This is a genomic window from Sphingomonas sp. NIBR02145, assembly GCF_027359115.1.
GTDB classification, from domain to species: domain Bacteria; phylum Pseudomonadota; class Alphaproteobacteria; order Sphingomonadales; family Sphingomonadaceae; genus Sphingomonas; species Sphingomonas kyeonggiensis_A.
Genome location: NZ_CP114791.1, coordinates 979307 through 993800 on the forward strand (window position 1 = coordinate 979307; position 14494 = coordinate 993800).

Here is a 14494-nt window from a genome sequence, read left to right on the forward strand (position 1 = left end):
CGCGAGATGGACAGCCAAACCACCCTCGTCATCCCCGCGCAGGCGGGGATCCAGAGCCAAGAAAGTCAGTCCTTTGTCATCCTGGATCCCCGCCTGCGCGGGGATGACGAATTGGGAGACGCAACCTACCTTCCAAGCGAATGATCCACCTCGTCCACCATCCAGACTACGTCGCTCCGGCGCCAGCGCGCAGCCAATATCAATGGAACAAGAACGGCCTCGTCCGCGACCTGCTGCGCGAGGAAGGGCCGGTCTTCACCTGGCACGAGCCCGAACCGATGCCGCGCGCCTGGCTCGAGGCCGTCCACGACCCGGACTATGTCGAGGAAGTCCTCAGCGCCGCCGTGCCGCCCGAGAAGGAGCGCCGCATCGGCTTCCCGGTCACGCCCGAAGTCGCTCGCCGGTCCCAGGCCGTTCCCGGCGGCACCTATCTCGCCGCCCGGCTCGCGCTCGAACATGGCTTCGCCGCGAACACCGCTGGTGGCAGCCACCATGCGCTCGCCAGTACCGGCGCGGGCTTCTGCGTGTTCAACGATCTCGCCATCGCCGGCGTGCGCCTGGCGGAGGAGGGGCATCGTATCCTGATCGTCGACTGCGACGTCCATCAGGGCGACGGCACTGCGGCGCTGACCGCGGGACGCCCGGAGATCGCCACCTATTCGATCCATGCCGAGAAGAACTTCCCGGTTCGCAAGGCGCGCTCCACGCTCGATGTGCCGCTGGCCGACGGGGTGGGCGACGCGGAGTATCTGGAGGCGCTGGAGGACACTCTCATCCCGCTGCTCGAAAGTTTCGCACCCGATCTGGTTCTTTATCAGGCGGGCGTCGATCCGCTCGCCGGCGACCGGCTCGGCCGCCTCGGACTCAGCTACGAAGGGCTGATCGAGCGCGATCGCTGGATTTCCGCCGCCATGACGTCACGCGGCGTCCCCTTCGCTAGCGCATTGGGTGGCGGCTATGGCGAGGATGCGCTCGAAGTCTCGCGCCGCCACGTTGCCTCGATCCTGGCGCTGGGGCAGGGCGTGCCCCGGAGCTGATCCGCATTTTCTGCTTTGGGTTGAGGGAGATTGGAGCGTAGACATCTGCGCAACGATATAAAATTGCAGGAGACAGGCTGTGGCGACTGCCGCGCATACGCTCACGCCCGAAGAGGCGTCGGCGCATCCCGCACCTGAAGCGATCGTGGTTCGTTTCGCCGGCGACTCCGGCGATGGCATGCAGCTCACCGGCGGCCAGTTCACCCTCTCCACCGCGCTGGCCGGCAACGACCTCGCCACCTTCCCCGATTTCCCCGCGGAGATCCGCGCGCCCCAGGGCACGTTGTTCGGGGTCTCCGCCTTCCAGATCAACTTCGGCTCGGCCCGGATCGATACGGCGGGCGACCAGCCCGATGTCCTCGTCGCGATGAACCCGGCGGCGCTCAAGACCAATGTCGAAGCGCTCAAGCCCGGTGGCCTGATCATCGCGGACGAAGGCGAGTTCGGCCAGCGCAACCTCGACAAGGCAAAATACCCCGCCAATCCGCTCGAGGATGGCAGCCTGGCGCGGTGGCAGCTGCTCAAGCTCAACATCTCGCAGCTGACCCTCGACGCGGTGAAGCCCTTCGGCCTCGGCAACAAGGAGGCGCTACGCTGCAAGAACATGTGGACGCTGGGCCTCGCGCTCTGGATGTTCGATCGCGATCGCCAGCCCCTGGTCGACTGGCTCAAGGCCAAGTTCGCCAAGGCCCCCGATCTGGCCGAAGCCAATATCGCCGCGCTCAACGCCGGCCATGCCTATGGCGAGACCGCCGAGCTCGGCGCGATGGGGATCAGCCAACGCCAGGTCGCCGCCGCGCCTGCCGAGCCCGGCCTGTACCGCACCGTCACCGGCGCGGAGTCGATCTCGCTGGGTTTGGTCGCGGGGGCCCAGCTCGCGAACCTGCCGATGTTTTTCGGCGGCTATCCGATCACCCCGGCCAGCGCGATCCTGCACACGCTCTCGCGGTACAAGGAATATAACGTCACCACTTTCCAGGCCGAGGATGAGATCGCCGCGGTCGCTTCGGCGTTGGGCAGCGCCTATGCCGGCAGCCTTGGCGTCACCTGTTCCTCGGGGCCGGGCATCGCGCTCAAGACTGAGGCGATCGGCCTGGCGATCATGACCGAATTGCCGCTGGTGATCGTCAACGCCCAGCGCGGCGGCCCCTCCACCGGGCTTCCCACAAAAACTGAACAGTCTGACCTATATCAAGCTGTCTACGGCAGAAATGGTGACGCTCCGTTGCCGGTGCTCGCGGCTCGCTCGGCCGCTGACTGCTTCGACGTCGCGATCGAGGCGGTGCGCATCGCCACCCAGTATATGACCCCGGTGATGCTGCTCACCGACGGCTATCTCCAGAATGCCGCCGAGCCCTGGAAGGTGCCGGACATGAGCAGCTACGAGCCGTTCCCGGTGGCGTTCCACACCCAGGTCCCGCCGGAGGGCGAGAAGTTCCAGCCCTATGCCCGCAACGACAAGCGCGCGCGCCCCTGGGTCAAGCCCGGCACGCCGGGCCTGCTCCACCGCATCGGCGGCATCGAGAAGGCGCAGGGCTCGGGCAATATCGATTATTCGCCCGCCAACCACCAGGCGATGACCGACATGCGCCGCGACAAGGCGATGGGCATCGACGTGCCCGACCAGCCGGTCGAGCAGGGACAGGCGGGCGGCAAGCTGGTGGTGGTCGGCTGGGGCTCGACCTATGGCCCGATCGCCCAGGCGGTACGCCGCGCGCGGTCAAAGGGGCATGACGTCAGCCACATCCATATCCGCCACATCTGGCCGCTTCCAAGAAATCTTGGCGACCTGCTAAAGAGTTACGAGCATGTCCTCGTGCCGGAAATGAACACGGGCCAGCTCAAGACGCTGCTGCGCGACCAGTATCTCGTCGATGCCCGGTCGCTCACCAAGGTCTCCGGCCAACCGTTCCGCATCGCCGAGATCGAAAGGGCGATCGCCCAGCATATCGGCGTGGACTTCGACCAGGAACTCCCGCCCAGCGACAGCCAGTTGCCCAGTCCGGAGGCAGTGAACCCGTGATCCGCGCCACGAGTTTGCTGATCGGGCTGATGCTCACGGCCTCTCCCGCTGCGGCCCAGAGAACCATGATGTCCCCGAACGTGGTTGCCCATATCAAGGCGTTGCCCACGCAGCTGGCTGGACTCTCGCCCGATTACGGCGACAGCAGCAGCGGATATGGAGGCCCGATGCGGGCCTATCGGAGCAACAACCCCCTCGATCCGGTCATCGCCGTCGTCTTTGCCGACGCTCAGCGAATGAGCGACTGGCATGCCTTGGCCGAGTATGGCCGCGCCAGCCCGCGCCAGGCCGGAGTGATCGACACGCTGTTTGAAGGCAAGTTCAGCCTCGACGGGCGCCCACCTGGCCGCAACTTCTTCGGCGACTACCTGACGAAGCAGGGCATCAAGCAGAGCTGGATCGCCGATGTCGACGGCGTCCGCGTCACCGTGCTCGCCACCATCTACCGCGCCGAAGACCGCCGCCGCGTGTTCGACGCCATCCGCCGCGACCTGTTCGGCGGCGTGACGATGGAGAAGCTCTCCATCGCCGAAGCGAATTGAGGGAGATCGCATGAACGAGATCACCACCATCCGCCCCAGCACCCCCAAGGACTGGGAGACGGACCAGGAGGTCCGCTGGTGCCCGGGCTGCGGCGACTATGCTATCCTCAAGGCGGTGCAGCGCACCATGCCCGAGCTGGGCGTCGCACCCGAGAACACGGTGTTCGTCAGCGGCATCGGCTGCTCGTCGCGCTTCCCCTATTACATGGAGACCTATGGCTTCCACACCATCCACGGCCGCGCGCCGGCGGTGGCGACGGGGGTCAAGCTCGCCAATCCGGAGCTCGACGTGTGGATCATCACCGGAGACGGCGATGCGCTGTCGATCGGCGGCAACCACACGATGCACCTGCTCCGGCGCAACCTGAACTGCCAGTTCCTGCTGTTCAACAACGAGATCTACGGCCTCACCAAGGGCCAATATTCCCCGACCAGCCGCGAAGGCACGCGCAGCCCATCCACGCCCTTCGGCTCGGTCGACCATCCCGCCAAGCCCTGCGCCTTCGCGCTGGGGGCAGGGGCACGCTTCGTCGCCCGCGGGATCGACGTCCACAAGAACCTGCCATCGGTTCTGAAAGCAGCGCATGCGCACCAGGGCGCGGCCTTCGTCGAGATCTTCCAGAACTGCATCGTCTACAACGACGAGGTCTTCGAGCCCTTCACCGCCAAGCCCAATGCCGCCGCCAACCAGCTCTGGGCCGAGCATGGCCAGCCTTTGCTCTTCGCCGGCGGCACCCGCGGCCTCGCGCTCGATCCCGAACGGCTCGTCCTCAAGGTCGTCGATGTCACCGATGGCGACTGGCAGGGGGCGGGGGTGATCGTCCACAACATCACCAATCGCGCCATCGCGCACATGCTGGTCGAGATGCCCTTCGGCCCGTTCCCGATGGCGCTCGGCGTGCTCTATGACGACCCCGCACCCACGTTCGAAAGCGCAGTGATCGCGCAGAACAAGGCGGCGAGCGAAGGCAAGGCCGCCGATCTCCAGAAGCTGGTGTCGAAAGGCCAGACCTGGATGGTCGACAAGGAGCCGCACAAGCTCTGACTGTTATCGCTATCGGCTTGCATTGGCGGCGAACTGGCCTATCGCCCCGTTCATGTTGACCCGCGCATCCGCCGGCCTTTTTCCGCGTGAACTTGCGCCGGCGACAAGCGTCTTGTCCCGATGACCCCAGGCGACGGCACCTTCCGCACCCCCGCCGAGCGCGCCCGCCGCCACGACCTCGACGCGCTGCGGGCTGTGTTCCTGCTGTTCGGCATCCCGTACCACGCCTCGCTCACCGCGCGCCCGGGGCCGTGGATCGCCAATTTCCACGATCGCTCGATCGATTTCATCTACCTGGCGGATTATCTCCACCTGTTCCGCATGCCGGGCTTCTACATGATCGCCGGCTATTTCGCCGCGATGCTGCTCCAGAAGCGCCCGGTGGCGAGCTATCTGCCCTCGCGCCTCCACCGGCTCGTCCCGCCCTTCCTGGCCGGCACCTTCCTGCTCGTGCCGCTCATGCATTTCCTGCTGCTGTGCATCACCGGCAATCCCGACCCGCTCGGTCGCTGGTGGGAAATCATGACGATGACCGAGCGCAACCCGTTCGAGCATCTCTGGTTCGTCCAGGTGCTGCTCTACTACACCGCCGGGCTCGCCGCCCTGGTCTGGATCTTCCCCGCGCTCGCCCATGCCGAGCTCAAGGGCGAGCAGCGCAACCTGGTCCGCTGGTTCATTCCGCTCACCCTCGCCACCGGCCTGGTACTCGGCCTATGCGGGCTGGGCTCGCTCCAGCTCGAGCGCTATCGCTACCTGAACAATTTCGCGGTCAACTTCCTCTCGGCCCGCTACGCGCTCGACTATCTGCCCTGGTTCCTGCTCGGCGCGATCCTCCAGCGCATCCCCGCGCTCGACCGGCGCTTCGCCCGCTTCTCCTGGATCCTGTTCCTCACCTGCCTGGCCGCGAGCATCATCGTCGCCTTCTATCCGCGTACGGTGCCGTTCCTGTGGCGCCCGGTGCTCACCGGCGTCGCCGCGCTCTGCCTCACCCAGGCCTCGCTCGGCGCGCTGGCGCATTTCATCCATGGCGAGCGCCGCTGGGTGAAGGCGCTCGTCTCTGCCTCCTTCGTGATCTACCTGTTCCACGAGCCGCTGATCGTGCTGGACACGCCACTGCTCGACCGGTTGCCGATCCCGCTCTGGCCGCGCTTCATCCTGCTCTGCCTGACTGCCTTTTTCGGCTCCTACGGCATCTGGAAGCTCATCAAGCTGAGCCCGGCGCTGCGCTACCTGTTCAACGGCGAGCGCCCGAAGAAGCGTAGCAAAAGCTAGCTTGCCCGACTCACCGGCGCGTGCATTGTGCGCGACGCAATGCACGCGCCCCTGAGCCAGCCCAATCCCGACAAGCCGCGCCACTGGTCCGCACGCGCGCTCGCCCCCTTGTTTCGTGGCCAGCTCGACAAGATCGACGCCGGCATCGCCCGGGGCAGCCTGTCGCTCGGCCTGCCGGACGGCACCGCCCGCCTGCTCGGCGGCCGCGCCGAGGGGCCCGCCGCGATCGTCGACCTGCGCAGCTGGCGTGCGCTGCTCCGCCTGGCGGTCGGCGGCTCGATCGGCTGGTACCAGGCCTGGGCACTCGGCGAATGGGCCAGCCCCGATCCGGTCCAGCTCTTCGCGCTGTTCGGCCTCAACCGCGCCGAGCTCGCCCGCCAGGCCCGCGCCACCGGCCTGTCCAAGGGCATCAAGCGCCTGCTCCACTGGCGCAACCGTAACCATCGCGGCGGCTCGCGACGCAACATCCAGTTCCATTACGACCTGGGCAACGACTTCTACCGGCTCTGGCTCGACCCCGGAATGACCTATTCGAGCGCGCTGTTCACCGCGCCCGGCCAGACGCTCGAACAGGCCCAGCACGAAAAGCTCGCGGCGATCCTGGCACGCACCAACACCAGCCCCGGCGACGAGATCCTCGAGATCGGCTGCGGCTGGGGCAGCTTCGCCGAAATGGCGGTGGCGCAAGGGCGCAAGGTCCACGGCATCACCCTGTCCACCGAGCAGAAGGCCTGGGCCGAGGCACGCGTGCCGCACGACGCCCGCTTCACCCTCACCGACTATCGCGACGTCACCGGCAGCTATGACGCGGTTGCCAGCATCGAGATGGCCGAGGCGGTGGGGCAGGCCTATTGGCCCGCCTATCTCGATGCCATTGCCGGTGCGCTCAAGCCGGGCGGCCATGCGGCGCTGCAGGTCATCATCTTCGACGACGCGTTCTTCGAGGACTATGCCGCGAACGTCGACTTCATCCAGGCCTATGTCTTCCCGGGCGGCCTGCTGCTGTCGGAGCGGCGTTTCGCCGCCCTGGCCGCCGCGCGGGGCCTGCGCACCCAGGACCGCATCGGTTTCGGCCTCAACTATGCCGAGACGCTCCGCCTGTGGCGCGAGCGCTTCGATGCGGCCGTGCTGGCGGGCACGCTGCCTGCACAATTCGACCGGAATTTCATCGACTTGTGGCGCTATTATCTGATGTATTGCGAAGGCGGGTTCAGAGGCGGCGGTATTGACGTCGTCCAGCTCACCTTGGTGAAGGAGGAGGGGATATGAGGAAGTTGCTGCTGGCCGGCGCACTCGCGCTGGGAACCGTCGCGGGGCAGGGGGCGATCGCCCAGGCGGTCCAGTCGTCCGACGTGAAGCTGCAGTCCGGCGACAATTCGGGCCTGCGCAAGGTCGGTGCCGAGGTGCTGTTCTGGAGCCAGGCCCAGCGCGACGCCAATTTCCCGCATATGGAGCGGCTCTTCCCCGGCCATATCGTCAAGGCCGGCACCAGGGTCCGCGCGCTTCCCGCGGGCAAGCCGCTCGCTTTCCCCGATGCCGATCTCGACGCCTTCATCGCCCAGCAGAACATCTCCGGGCTGATCGTGCTCAAGGACGGCAAGATCGTGCTCGAACGCTATGCCCGCGGCTATTCGCGGGAGGGCCGCTGGACCAGCTTCTCGGTCGCCAAGTCCTTCACCTCGTCGCTGGTCGGTGCGGCGATCAAGGATGGCTATATCAAGTCGGTCGACGAGCTCGTCACCAAATACATCCCCGAACTCGCCGGCAGCGGCTATGACGGCGTCACGATCGCACAGCTGCTCACCATGACCTCGGGCGTGAAGTGGAACGAGGATTATACCGACGCCAAGTCCGACGTCGCCCGCATGTTCCTCGAGCCGGTACCGGCTGGGGAGGACCCCACCGTCTACTACATGAAGAAGCTCCCCCGCGAGTTCGCGCCGGGTGCGAAGTGGGTCTACAAGACCGGCGAGACCAATCTGATCGGCGTGCTGGTGATGCGCGCCACCGGCAAGCCGCTCGCCACCTATCTCAGCGCGAAGATCTGGCAGCCCTATGGCATGGAGCAGGACGCGTTCTGGATGGTCGATCCGTCCGGACACGAGGTCAGCGGCTGCTGCCTGTCGGTGAGCTTGCGCGACTATGCCCGGCTCGGCCAGTTCGCGCTCGAGGGCGGCAAGGGCGTCGTCCCTGCCGACTGGTATCGCCAGTCGACCACCGCCCATGCCGATATCGGCGTACCGGGCTTCGGCTATGGCTATCAATGGTGGACCTATCCCGAAGGCCGCTTCGGCGCCCAGGGCATTTTCGGCCAGACGATCCGCGTCGATCCGAAATCGAAGGTGGTGATCGCGGTCTCGGCAGCAGCGCCCAAGGCCAGCGACAGCGATTATGGCAAGGCGCGCACCGCGTTCCTCAACCGGCTGTTCGAGGCCGCGGCGAAGTAGAGACCATAGCCTGACCAGATAACCAAAGCTGATCCCCGGCGCAGGCCGGGACCCAGTTTCGGCGGTTTCGGTGAGACGGGAAAATACTCTCGAACGACATTGCAACTGGGCCCCGGCCTGCGCCGGGATCAGTTCTGGGAAAGCCGTGAATACCGTCGTCCCGGCGAAAGCCGGGATCTCAGGCAAAGGCGAGATACGGCACGAGAACCCGGCTTTCGCCGGGATGACGGCGGTTACTCAACCCGCTCGAAATGCCCCGCCTCGAACCCCGAGGCCGCCAGCGCCGCGATCCGTTCCGCCACCACTTCCGGCGCCTTCACCATCGCCGGATCCTCGCCGGGGAAGGCGCGGGCGCGCATCTTGGTGCGGGTGGCGCCGGGATCGAGGATGCCGACGCGGATACCGCTGATATGCGCGACTTCCTCGCCATAGGTAAGCAGCAGGTTCTCGAACGCCGCCTTGGACGATCCGTAGACGCCCCAATAGGCGCGCGCGGTGCGGCCGACGCTGGAGGTCACCCCGATCACTCGCGCACCGCTCGATGCCTTGAGCATCGGGTCGAACGCCGCGAGCATCGCCGCCTGGGCGGTGACGTTGAGCGTCAGGATCTTGGCATATTCCTTGAAATCGATCGCCGGCACCGCGCTCAGCGTGCCGAGCTGGGCGGCGTTGAGCACGAGCACGTCCAGCGCCGTCCAACGGCCCGAGATCGCCTCGGCGAGCCGGGCGATGCTGTCATTCTCGGTCAGGTCGAGCGGGGCGATCGTCGCCGAACCACCCGCCGCGAAGATCGTTTCCTCGACTTCCTCGAGCCCGCCCGCGGTGCGCGCGGTCAGGATGACATGCGCGCCCTGGCTGCCCAGTGCGATCGCGGTCGCCGCGCCGATGCCCCGGCTCGCGCCGGTGACGAGCGCGGTGCGCCCCGAAAGTGCCCCCTCGCTCATCCCGGTCTTAGCCCACGCGCTCGTGAAGCAGCGCGAACTGGTCGGTCGGCGGGCCGTTCTCGTCCTGGTCGGTCAGCGTCGTCGGATATTCGCCGGTGAAGCAGGCATCGCAGTATTTCGGATGGATATCCGCGCGGTGCGCCTCGCCCAGCGCCTTGTACAGGCCGTCGATCGAGATGAAGGCCAGGCTGTCGGCATGGATGAAGTCGGTCATCCCGCCCACGTCCAGCTTCGCCGCGAGCAGCTTGGCGCGCTCCGGCGTGTCGACGCCGTAGAAGCAGCTGTGCCGGGTCGGCGGGCTGGCGATGCGCATGTGCACTTCGGCAGCACCCGCTTCGCGCATCATCTGCACGATCTTGAGGCTGGTGGTGCCGCGGACGATCGAATCGTCGATCAGCACCACGCGCTTGCCCTTGATCAGCTCGCGATTGGCGTTGTGCTTCAGCTTCACGCCCAGGTGGCGGATCTGGTCGCCGGGCTGGATGAAGGTACGGCCGACATAGTGCGAGCGGATGATGCCAAGCTCGAACGGGATGCCGCTCTGCTGGGCATAGCCGATCGCCGCCGGCACGCCGGAGTCTGGGACGGGGACGACCAGGTCGGCCTCGACCGGTGCCTCGATCGCCAGCTGCGCGCCGATCGCCTTGCGCACCGAATAGACCGAGCGGTTGTCGCTGATCGAATCCGGACGGGAGAAATAGACATACTCGAAGATGCAGGGACGGGCGCCGACGGGCGCGAACGGCTTGTGCGAGCTGATCTCGCCGCCCTTCACGATCACCAGCTCACCCGGCTCGACGTCGCGGACATAGTCGGCGCCGACCACGTCGAGCGCCACCGTCTCCGAGGCGAAGACGATCGTGTCGTCGAGCTTGCCCATCACCAGCGGGCGGATGCCCAGCGGGTCACGGCAGGCGATCATGCCCTCGGGGGTCATGACGATCAGCGAATAGGCGCCCTCGACCTGCTTGAGCGCGTCGATGAAGCGGTCGATCAGCGTGCGGAACTGCGAGGTCGCGACGAGGTGGATGATCACCTCGGTGTCGCTGGTCGACTGGAAGATCGCGCCGCGGCGGATCAGGTCGCGGCGCAGGCGCATCGCGTTCGAGATGTTGCCGTTATGCGCGATCGCGAAGCCGCCGCTGGCCAGCTCGGCATAGAGCGGCTGGACGTTGCGCAGCGAGGTCTCGCCGGTGGTCGAGTAGCGGACATGGCCGCAGGCGGTGTCGCCGTGCAGCCCGCGGATCACGTCGTCGCGGTCGAAATTGCCGGCGACATGGCCCATTGCGCGGTGGATGTGGAACTGGCGGCCGTCGAAGCTGGTGATGCCCGCCGCCTCCTGTCCACGGTGCTGCAGCGCATGCAGGCCAAGCGCGACCGCGGCGGCAGCGCCGTCCATGCCGGAAACGCCGAAAATGCCGCACTCTTCGCGCAGCTTGTCGTCATCGAACGGGTTTGTGGTAAGCATCAGCCCTCAAGGGGTTTTGAACTATCGAGCGGGCATATAGGCGCTTCGTCCCGGTTTGTCGCCCGCTTGTCACAAAGAAATGAACTTGCTGGCTTTTCCGGTGGTTTTTCAGGGCGAAAGGAGCCGTTCCCATGCCCGGACACGACCATGGACCGCAGATCAAGAACGACGAACTCTACGAGAAACTCCGCGACGAAGGCGCTTCGAAGGAAAAGGCCGCGCGAATCGCCAACGCCCAGGCCGAAGGCACGATCGATCATCGCGGCGGCACGCTCGAAAGCCGCTCGAAGGAGCAGCTCTATGACGAGGCGAAGGAGATCGGCATCGAGGGCCGCTCCAAGATGGACAAGGACAAGCTGATCGAGGCCATCCGCGATCATTGAGGCGCGGCCCGCGCCGCGCTAGACAGCGCGCGTGGACAACGAACGCGAAACGGGCCTCGTGCTCGACCCGAAATATGACGCCGCCGGCCTGATCACCGCCGTCTGCACCGCTCCGGACGGCACGGTGCTGATGCTCGCGCACATGAACGCCGAGGCACTCCAGGCCACGCTCGACACCGGAGAGGCGACCTTCTGGTCGCGCAGCCGCGGCAAGCTCTGGAAGAAGGGCGAGACCTCGGGCCACATCCTCAAGGTGCTCGAGGCCCGGATCGACTGCGACCAGGACGCGGTCTGGCTCAAGGTCGAGCCGCACGGCCCCGCCTGCCACACCGGCGCGCCGAGCTGCTTCTACCGCATCGTCGAAGGCGGAAAGCTCGTCCGCGGATGAAGCGCGCCGGGCCGCTCCTCGCGCTCCTCCTCGCCGCCTGCTCCTCGGGCACGGCGCCGGACAACAAGGCCCAGCCGCCCCAGGACCTGGAAAAGGCCGCCATCGAGCGCGGCCTCGTCCGGAACCCGGCGGACACCGACATCGCCGGCCTCTACGCCCGCGACACCGACCGCGTCTGCATCGTCCCCGACGCCGAACTCGGCTACCGGATCGGCGCGTTCGTCGATTATGGCGACCGCATCACCTGCAGCGGCACCGGGCGGGCGAGCCGGGTAGGGGAGTCGCTCCATGTCGAGTTCGGCGAGGACGGCAGTTGCTCGTTCGATGCCAAATATGACGGCGACAAGATCGCCTTCCCCGGCGCGCTGCCGGACGGCTGCAACAAATATTGCGCAAAGCGCGCGTCCTATGCCGGCCTCGAAGTGACCCGGCTCAGCGAGTCGGGCGCCGAGGCCGCCGCGATGCGCGATGCGAACGGCAAGAGGCTCTGCGGCGGCGGCAACTAAGCATCATCCCGGCGAAAGCCGGGATCTCAGGCGAAGGCGCGGGACGGGCGCCGCACAAGCGCCCGGCTTTCGCCGGGATGACGGAAAGGTCGATTTCGGCCGCGCAAGCAATTGACGTTCACGTAAGGGGAAAGTATTTTATGCCCATGAACGCACCAGCTTTCCCGCTCGAAGCCCTGGCGCCGATCGAGCCGCGACCGGACCGCGACAGCTTCACCATCTCGGACCTGTGCGCCGAATTCTCGGTCACGCCCCGCGCGCTTCGCTTCTATGAGGACGAGGGCCTGATCGCCCCCGAGCGCCGCGGCACCGCCCGCATCTATTCGCACCGCGACCGCGCCCGGCTCGCCTGGATCCTGCGCGGCAAGCGCGTCGGCTTCAGCCTCGCCGAGATCCGCGAGATGATAGACCTCTACGATGTCGGCGACGATCGCAGCACCCAGAAGCAGGTCACGCTCGAGCGCTGCCTCGAACGCATCGACCTGCTCGAGAACCAGAAGCGCGACATCGACGCGCACATCGCCGAGCTCCAGCAATTCGTCGAACTGCTCAAGAGCAGCGACTAACCCCCGAGGAACCCTGAAATGCCCCAGTATACTCCGCCGGTGCGCGACACCCGCTTCATCCTCGAGCAGGTGATCGGCCTCGATCGCTATGCCAATCTTCCCGGCTTCGAGAACGCCACGCCGGACACGGTCGACGCCGTGCTCGAGCAGGGCGGCCAGTTCGTCGCCGAGGTCCTGTTCCCGATCAACCATTCGGGCGACCAGGAAGGCTGCAAGCGCCATGACGACGGCAGCGTCACCACGCCCGCCGGCTACAAGGAAGCGTACAATCAGTTCGTCGAGAGCGGCTGGGGCACGCTCAGCTTCCCCGAGGCGTTCGGCGGCCAGGGCATGCCGCACGTCATCTCGACGGCGTTCCAGGAGTTCATGATCTCCTCGAACATGGCCTTCGCCATGTATCCGGGCCTCACCCACGGCGCGGTCGCGGCCCTGCTGGTCAAGGGCTCGCCCGAGCAGCAGGAGAAGTACGTCCCCAAGATGGTCGCCGGCACCTGGGGCGGCACGATGAACCTCACCGAGCCGCAGTGCGGCACCGATCTAGGCCTGATCCGCACCCGCGCCGAGCCGAACGCCGATGGCAGCTATTCGATCACCGGCACCAAGATCTTCATCTCCTCGGGCGAGCATGACCTGACCGAGAACATCATCCATCTCGTCCTCGCCAAGACGCCGGGCGCGCCGGAGAGCAGCAAGGGCATCTCGCTGTTCGTCGTCCCCAAGTTCCTCGTCAACGACGACGGCTCGCTGGGCGATCGCAACGCCGTCACCTGCGGCTCGATCGAACACAAGATGGGCATCCACGCCAATTCGACCTGCGTGATGAACTATGACGGCGCCACCGGCTGGCTCGTCGGCGAGGAGATGAAGGGCCTCGCCGCGATGTTCATCATGATGAACGCCGCGCGTCTCGGCGTCGGCCTCCAGGGCCTCGGCGTCGGCGAGGTCGCGCTGCAGAACGCCGTCCAGTACGCGCATGACCGCCGCCAGGGCCGCGCGCTCACTGGCCCGCAGGAGCCGAACGAAAAGGCCGATACGCTGTTCGTCCACCCGGACGTCCGCCGCATGCTGATGGAAGCCAAGGCGCAGACCGAGGGCATGCGCGCGCTCTGCCTCTGGGGTGCGCTCCAGGTCGATCTCGAGCATGCCGCCGCCACCGAGGAGGAGCGCCAGCTCGCCGCGGACCTGATCGGCCTGCTCACGCCTGTCATCAAGGGCGTCGGCACCGATATCGGCTACAAGGTCGCGACCGACAGCCAGCAGGTCTATGGCGGCCATGGCTACATCGCCGAATGGGGCATGGAGCAGTACGTCCGCGATGCCCGCATCTCGATGATCTATGAGGGCACCAACGGCGTTCAGGCGATGGACCTGGTCGGCCGCAAGCTCGCCATGAACGGCGGCCGCGCGGTCCAGGCCTTCTTCAAGCTGGTCGCCGAGGAAGCCGCCGCCGCCAAGGGCGACGAGAAGCTCGCCGCGCTGGCCGAAGGGCTGGAGAAGACCCTCGGCCATCTCCAGGGCGCGACGATGTGGCTCGCCCAGAACGGCTTCAAGAACCCGAACGACGTCGGCGCCGGCGCCTATCCCTATATGCAGCTCACCGGCACGGTCGCGCTCGGCCTGATGTGGCTCCGCATGGCCAAGGCCGCCACCGCCGCGCTGGCCACGGGCGAGGGCGACACCAAATTCTACGAAGCCAAGCTGGTCACCGCCCGCTTCTTCGCCGAACGGTTCTTCCCGGACGCCAGCGGCCTGCGCCGCAAGATCGAAGCCGGCAGCGAGACAGTGATGGCGCTCGACCCGGACCTGTTCCGGGCGGCGTAACGTCTCCAGCTCCCCTCCCTTGAGGGAGGGGAGCAGAATAGCGTTGAAGCGC

Annotated in this window: 14 protein-coding genes; 12 read left to right on the top strand and 2 right to left on the bottom strand. The window is 66.6% G+C overall.

Annotation, left to right across the window (positions count from 1 at the left end; genetic code table 11):
* Positions 1-140: 140 nt before the first annotated feature.
* The 7 genes from O3305_RS04570 (at position 141) to O3305_RS04600 (ending at position 8366) form a co-directional block, all read left to right on the top strand.
* A complete protein-coding gene (locus O3305_RS04570) occupies positions 141-1037 on the top strand; it encodes a histone deacetylase family protein (RefSeq protein WP_269575326.1) in 897 nt (298 codons plus the stop codon).
* 79 nt (positions 1038-1116) lie between these two features.
* On the top strand, positions 1117-3060 hold the full coding sequence (locus O3305_RS04575; protein ID WP_269575327.1) for a 2-oxoacid:acceptor oxidoreductase subunit alpha: 1944 nt from the start codon (positions 1117-1119) through the stop codon (positions 3058-3060).
* On the top strand, positions 3057-3602 hold the full coding sequence (locus O3305_RS04580) for a hypothetical protein (protein ID WP_269575328.1): 546 nt from the start codon (positions 3057-3059) through the stop codon (positions 3600-3602). Before O3305_RS04575 ends, O3305_RS04580 begins: the two co-directional genes overlap by 4 nt.
* 10 nt (positions 3603-3612) lie before the next feature.
* The gene (locus tag O3305_RS04585; protein WP_269575329.1) at positions 3613-4647 is read left to right on the top strand and encodes a 2-oxoacid:ferredoxin oxidoreductase subunit beta; all 1035 of its coding nucleotides are present in this window, start codon (positions 3613-3615) and stop codon (positions 4645-4647) included.
* 120 nt (positions 4648-4767) lie between these two features.
* Positions 4768-5919: an acyltransferase family protein gene (locus O3305_RS04590; RefSeq protein ID WP_269575330.1), complete on the top strand. Its 1152-nt coding sequence runs from the start codon at positions 4768-4770 to the stop codon at positions 5917-5919.
* A gap of 39 nt (positions 5920-5958) precedes the next feature.
* Positions 5959-7188, top strand: coding sequence for an SAM-dependent methyltransferase (locus O3305_RS04595; protein WP_269575331.1), 1230 nt, complete (start codon positions 5959-5961; stop codon positions 7186-7188).
* A complete protein-coding gene (locus O3305_RS04600; RefSeq protein WP_269575332.1) occupies positions 7185-8366 on the top strand; it encodes a serine hydrolase domain-containing protein in 1182 nt (393 codons plus the stop codon). Before O3305_RS04595 ends, O3305_RS04600 begins: the two co-directional genes overlap by 4 nt.
* A 233-nt stretch (positions 8367-8599) precedes the next feature.
* On the opposite strand, the gene O3305_RS04605 is transcribed toward O3305_RS04600, so the two are convergent.
* Together O3305_RS04605 and purF are read right to left on the bottom strand one after the other, a co-directional pair.
* On the bottom strand, positions 8600-9310 hold the full coding sequence (locus O3305_RS04605; protein ID WP_269575333.1) for an SDR family NAD(P)-dependent oxidoreductase: 711 nt from the start codon (positions 9308-9310) through the stop codon (positions 8600-8602).
* Positions 9311-9317: 7 nt separating this feature from the next.
* Positions 9318-10778: an amidophosphoribosyltransferase gene (gene purF, locus O3305_RS04610; protein WP_184166169.1), complete on the bottom strand. Its 1461-nt coding sequence runs from the start codon at positions 10776-10778 to the stop codon at positions 9318-9320.
* A gap of 131 nt (positions 10779-10909) precedes the next feature.
* On the opposite strand from purF, the gene O3305_RS04615 reads away from it, so the two are divergent.
* The 5 genes from O3305_RS04615 to O3305_RS04635 all read left to right on the top strand — a co-directional run bounded on the left by O3305_RS04615 (position 10910) and on the right by O3305_RS04635 (position 14442).
* On the top strand, positions 10910-11161 hold the full coding sequence (locus O3305_RS04615; protein WP_269575334.1) for a DUF7218 family protein: 252 nt from the start codon (positions 10910-10912) through the stop codon (positions 11159-11161).
* 31 nt (positions 11162-11192) lie between these two features.
* Positions 11193-11549, top strand: coding sequence for a phosphoribosyl-AMP cyclohydrolase (gene hisI, locus O3305_RS04620; protein WP_269575335.1), 357 nt, complete (start codon positions 11193-11195; stop codon positions 11547-11549).
* On the top strand, positions 11546-12055 hold the full coding sequence (locus O3305_RS04625) for a hypothetical protein (protein WP_269575336.1): 510 nt from the start codon (positions 11546-11548) through the stop codon (positions 12053-12055). Before hisI ends, O3305_RS04625 begins: the two co-directional genes overlap by 4 nt.
* Before the next feature lie 146 nt (positions 12056-12201).
* Positions 12202-12621, top strand: coding sequence for a MerR family transcriptional regulator (locus tag O3305_RS04630; RefSeq protein ID WP_184166156.1), 420 nt, complete (start codon positions 12202-12204; stop codon positions 12619-12621).
* 18 nt (positions 12622-12639) lie between these two features.
* On the top strand, positions 12640-14442 hold the full coding sequence (locus O3305_RS04635) for an acyl-CoA dehydrogenase C-terminal domain-containing protein (protein ID WP_269575337.1): 1803 nt from the start codon (positions 12640-12642) through the stop codon (positions 14440-14442).
* Positions 14443-14494: the final 52 nt, after the last annotated feature.

Coding starts and splice junctions, on each gene's coding strand:
- O3305_RS04570 (WP_269575326.1), top strand. CDS start 141: ATGATCCACCTCGTCCACCATCCAGACTACGTCGCTCCGGCGCCAGCG.
- O3305_RS04585 (WP_269575329.1), top strand. CDS start 3,613: ATGAACGAGATCACCACCATCCGCCCCAGCACCCCCAAGGACTGGGAG.
- O3305_RS04590 (WP_269575330.1), top strand. CDS start 4,768: ATGACCCCAGGCGACGGCACCTTCCGCACCCCCGCCGAGCGCGCCCGC.
- O3305_RS04595 (WP_269575331.1), top strand. CDS start 5,959: ATGCACGCGCCCCTGAGCCAGCCCAATCCCGACAAGCCGCGCCACTGG.
- O3305_RS04600 (WP_269575332.1), top strand. CDS start 7,185: ATGAGGAAGTTGCTGCTGGCCGGCGCACTCGCGCTGGGAACCGTCGCG.
- O3305_RS04605 (WP_269575333.1), bottom strand. CDS start 9,310: ATGAGCGAGGGGGCACTTTCGGGGCGCACCGCGCTCGTCACCGGCGCG.
- purF (WP_184166169.1), bottom strand. CDS start 10,778: ATGCTTACCACAAACCCGTTCGATGACGACAAGCTGCGCGAAGAGTGC.
- O3305_RS04615 (WP_269575334.1), top strand. CDS start 10,910: ATGCCCGGACACGACCATGGACCGCAGATCAAGAACGACGAACTCTAC.
- O3305_RS04625 (WP_269575336.1), top strand. CDS start 11,546: ATGAAGCGCGCCGGGCCGCTCCTCGCGCTCCTCCTCGCCGCCTGCTCC.
- O3305_RS04630 (WP_184166156.1), top strand. CDS start 12,202: ATGAACGCACCAGCTTTCCCGCTCGAAGCCCTGGCGCCGATCGAGCCG.
- O3305_RS04635 (WP_269575337.1), top strand. CDS start 12,640: ATGCCCCAGTATACTCCGCCGGTGCGCGACACCCGCTTCATCCTCGAG.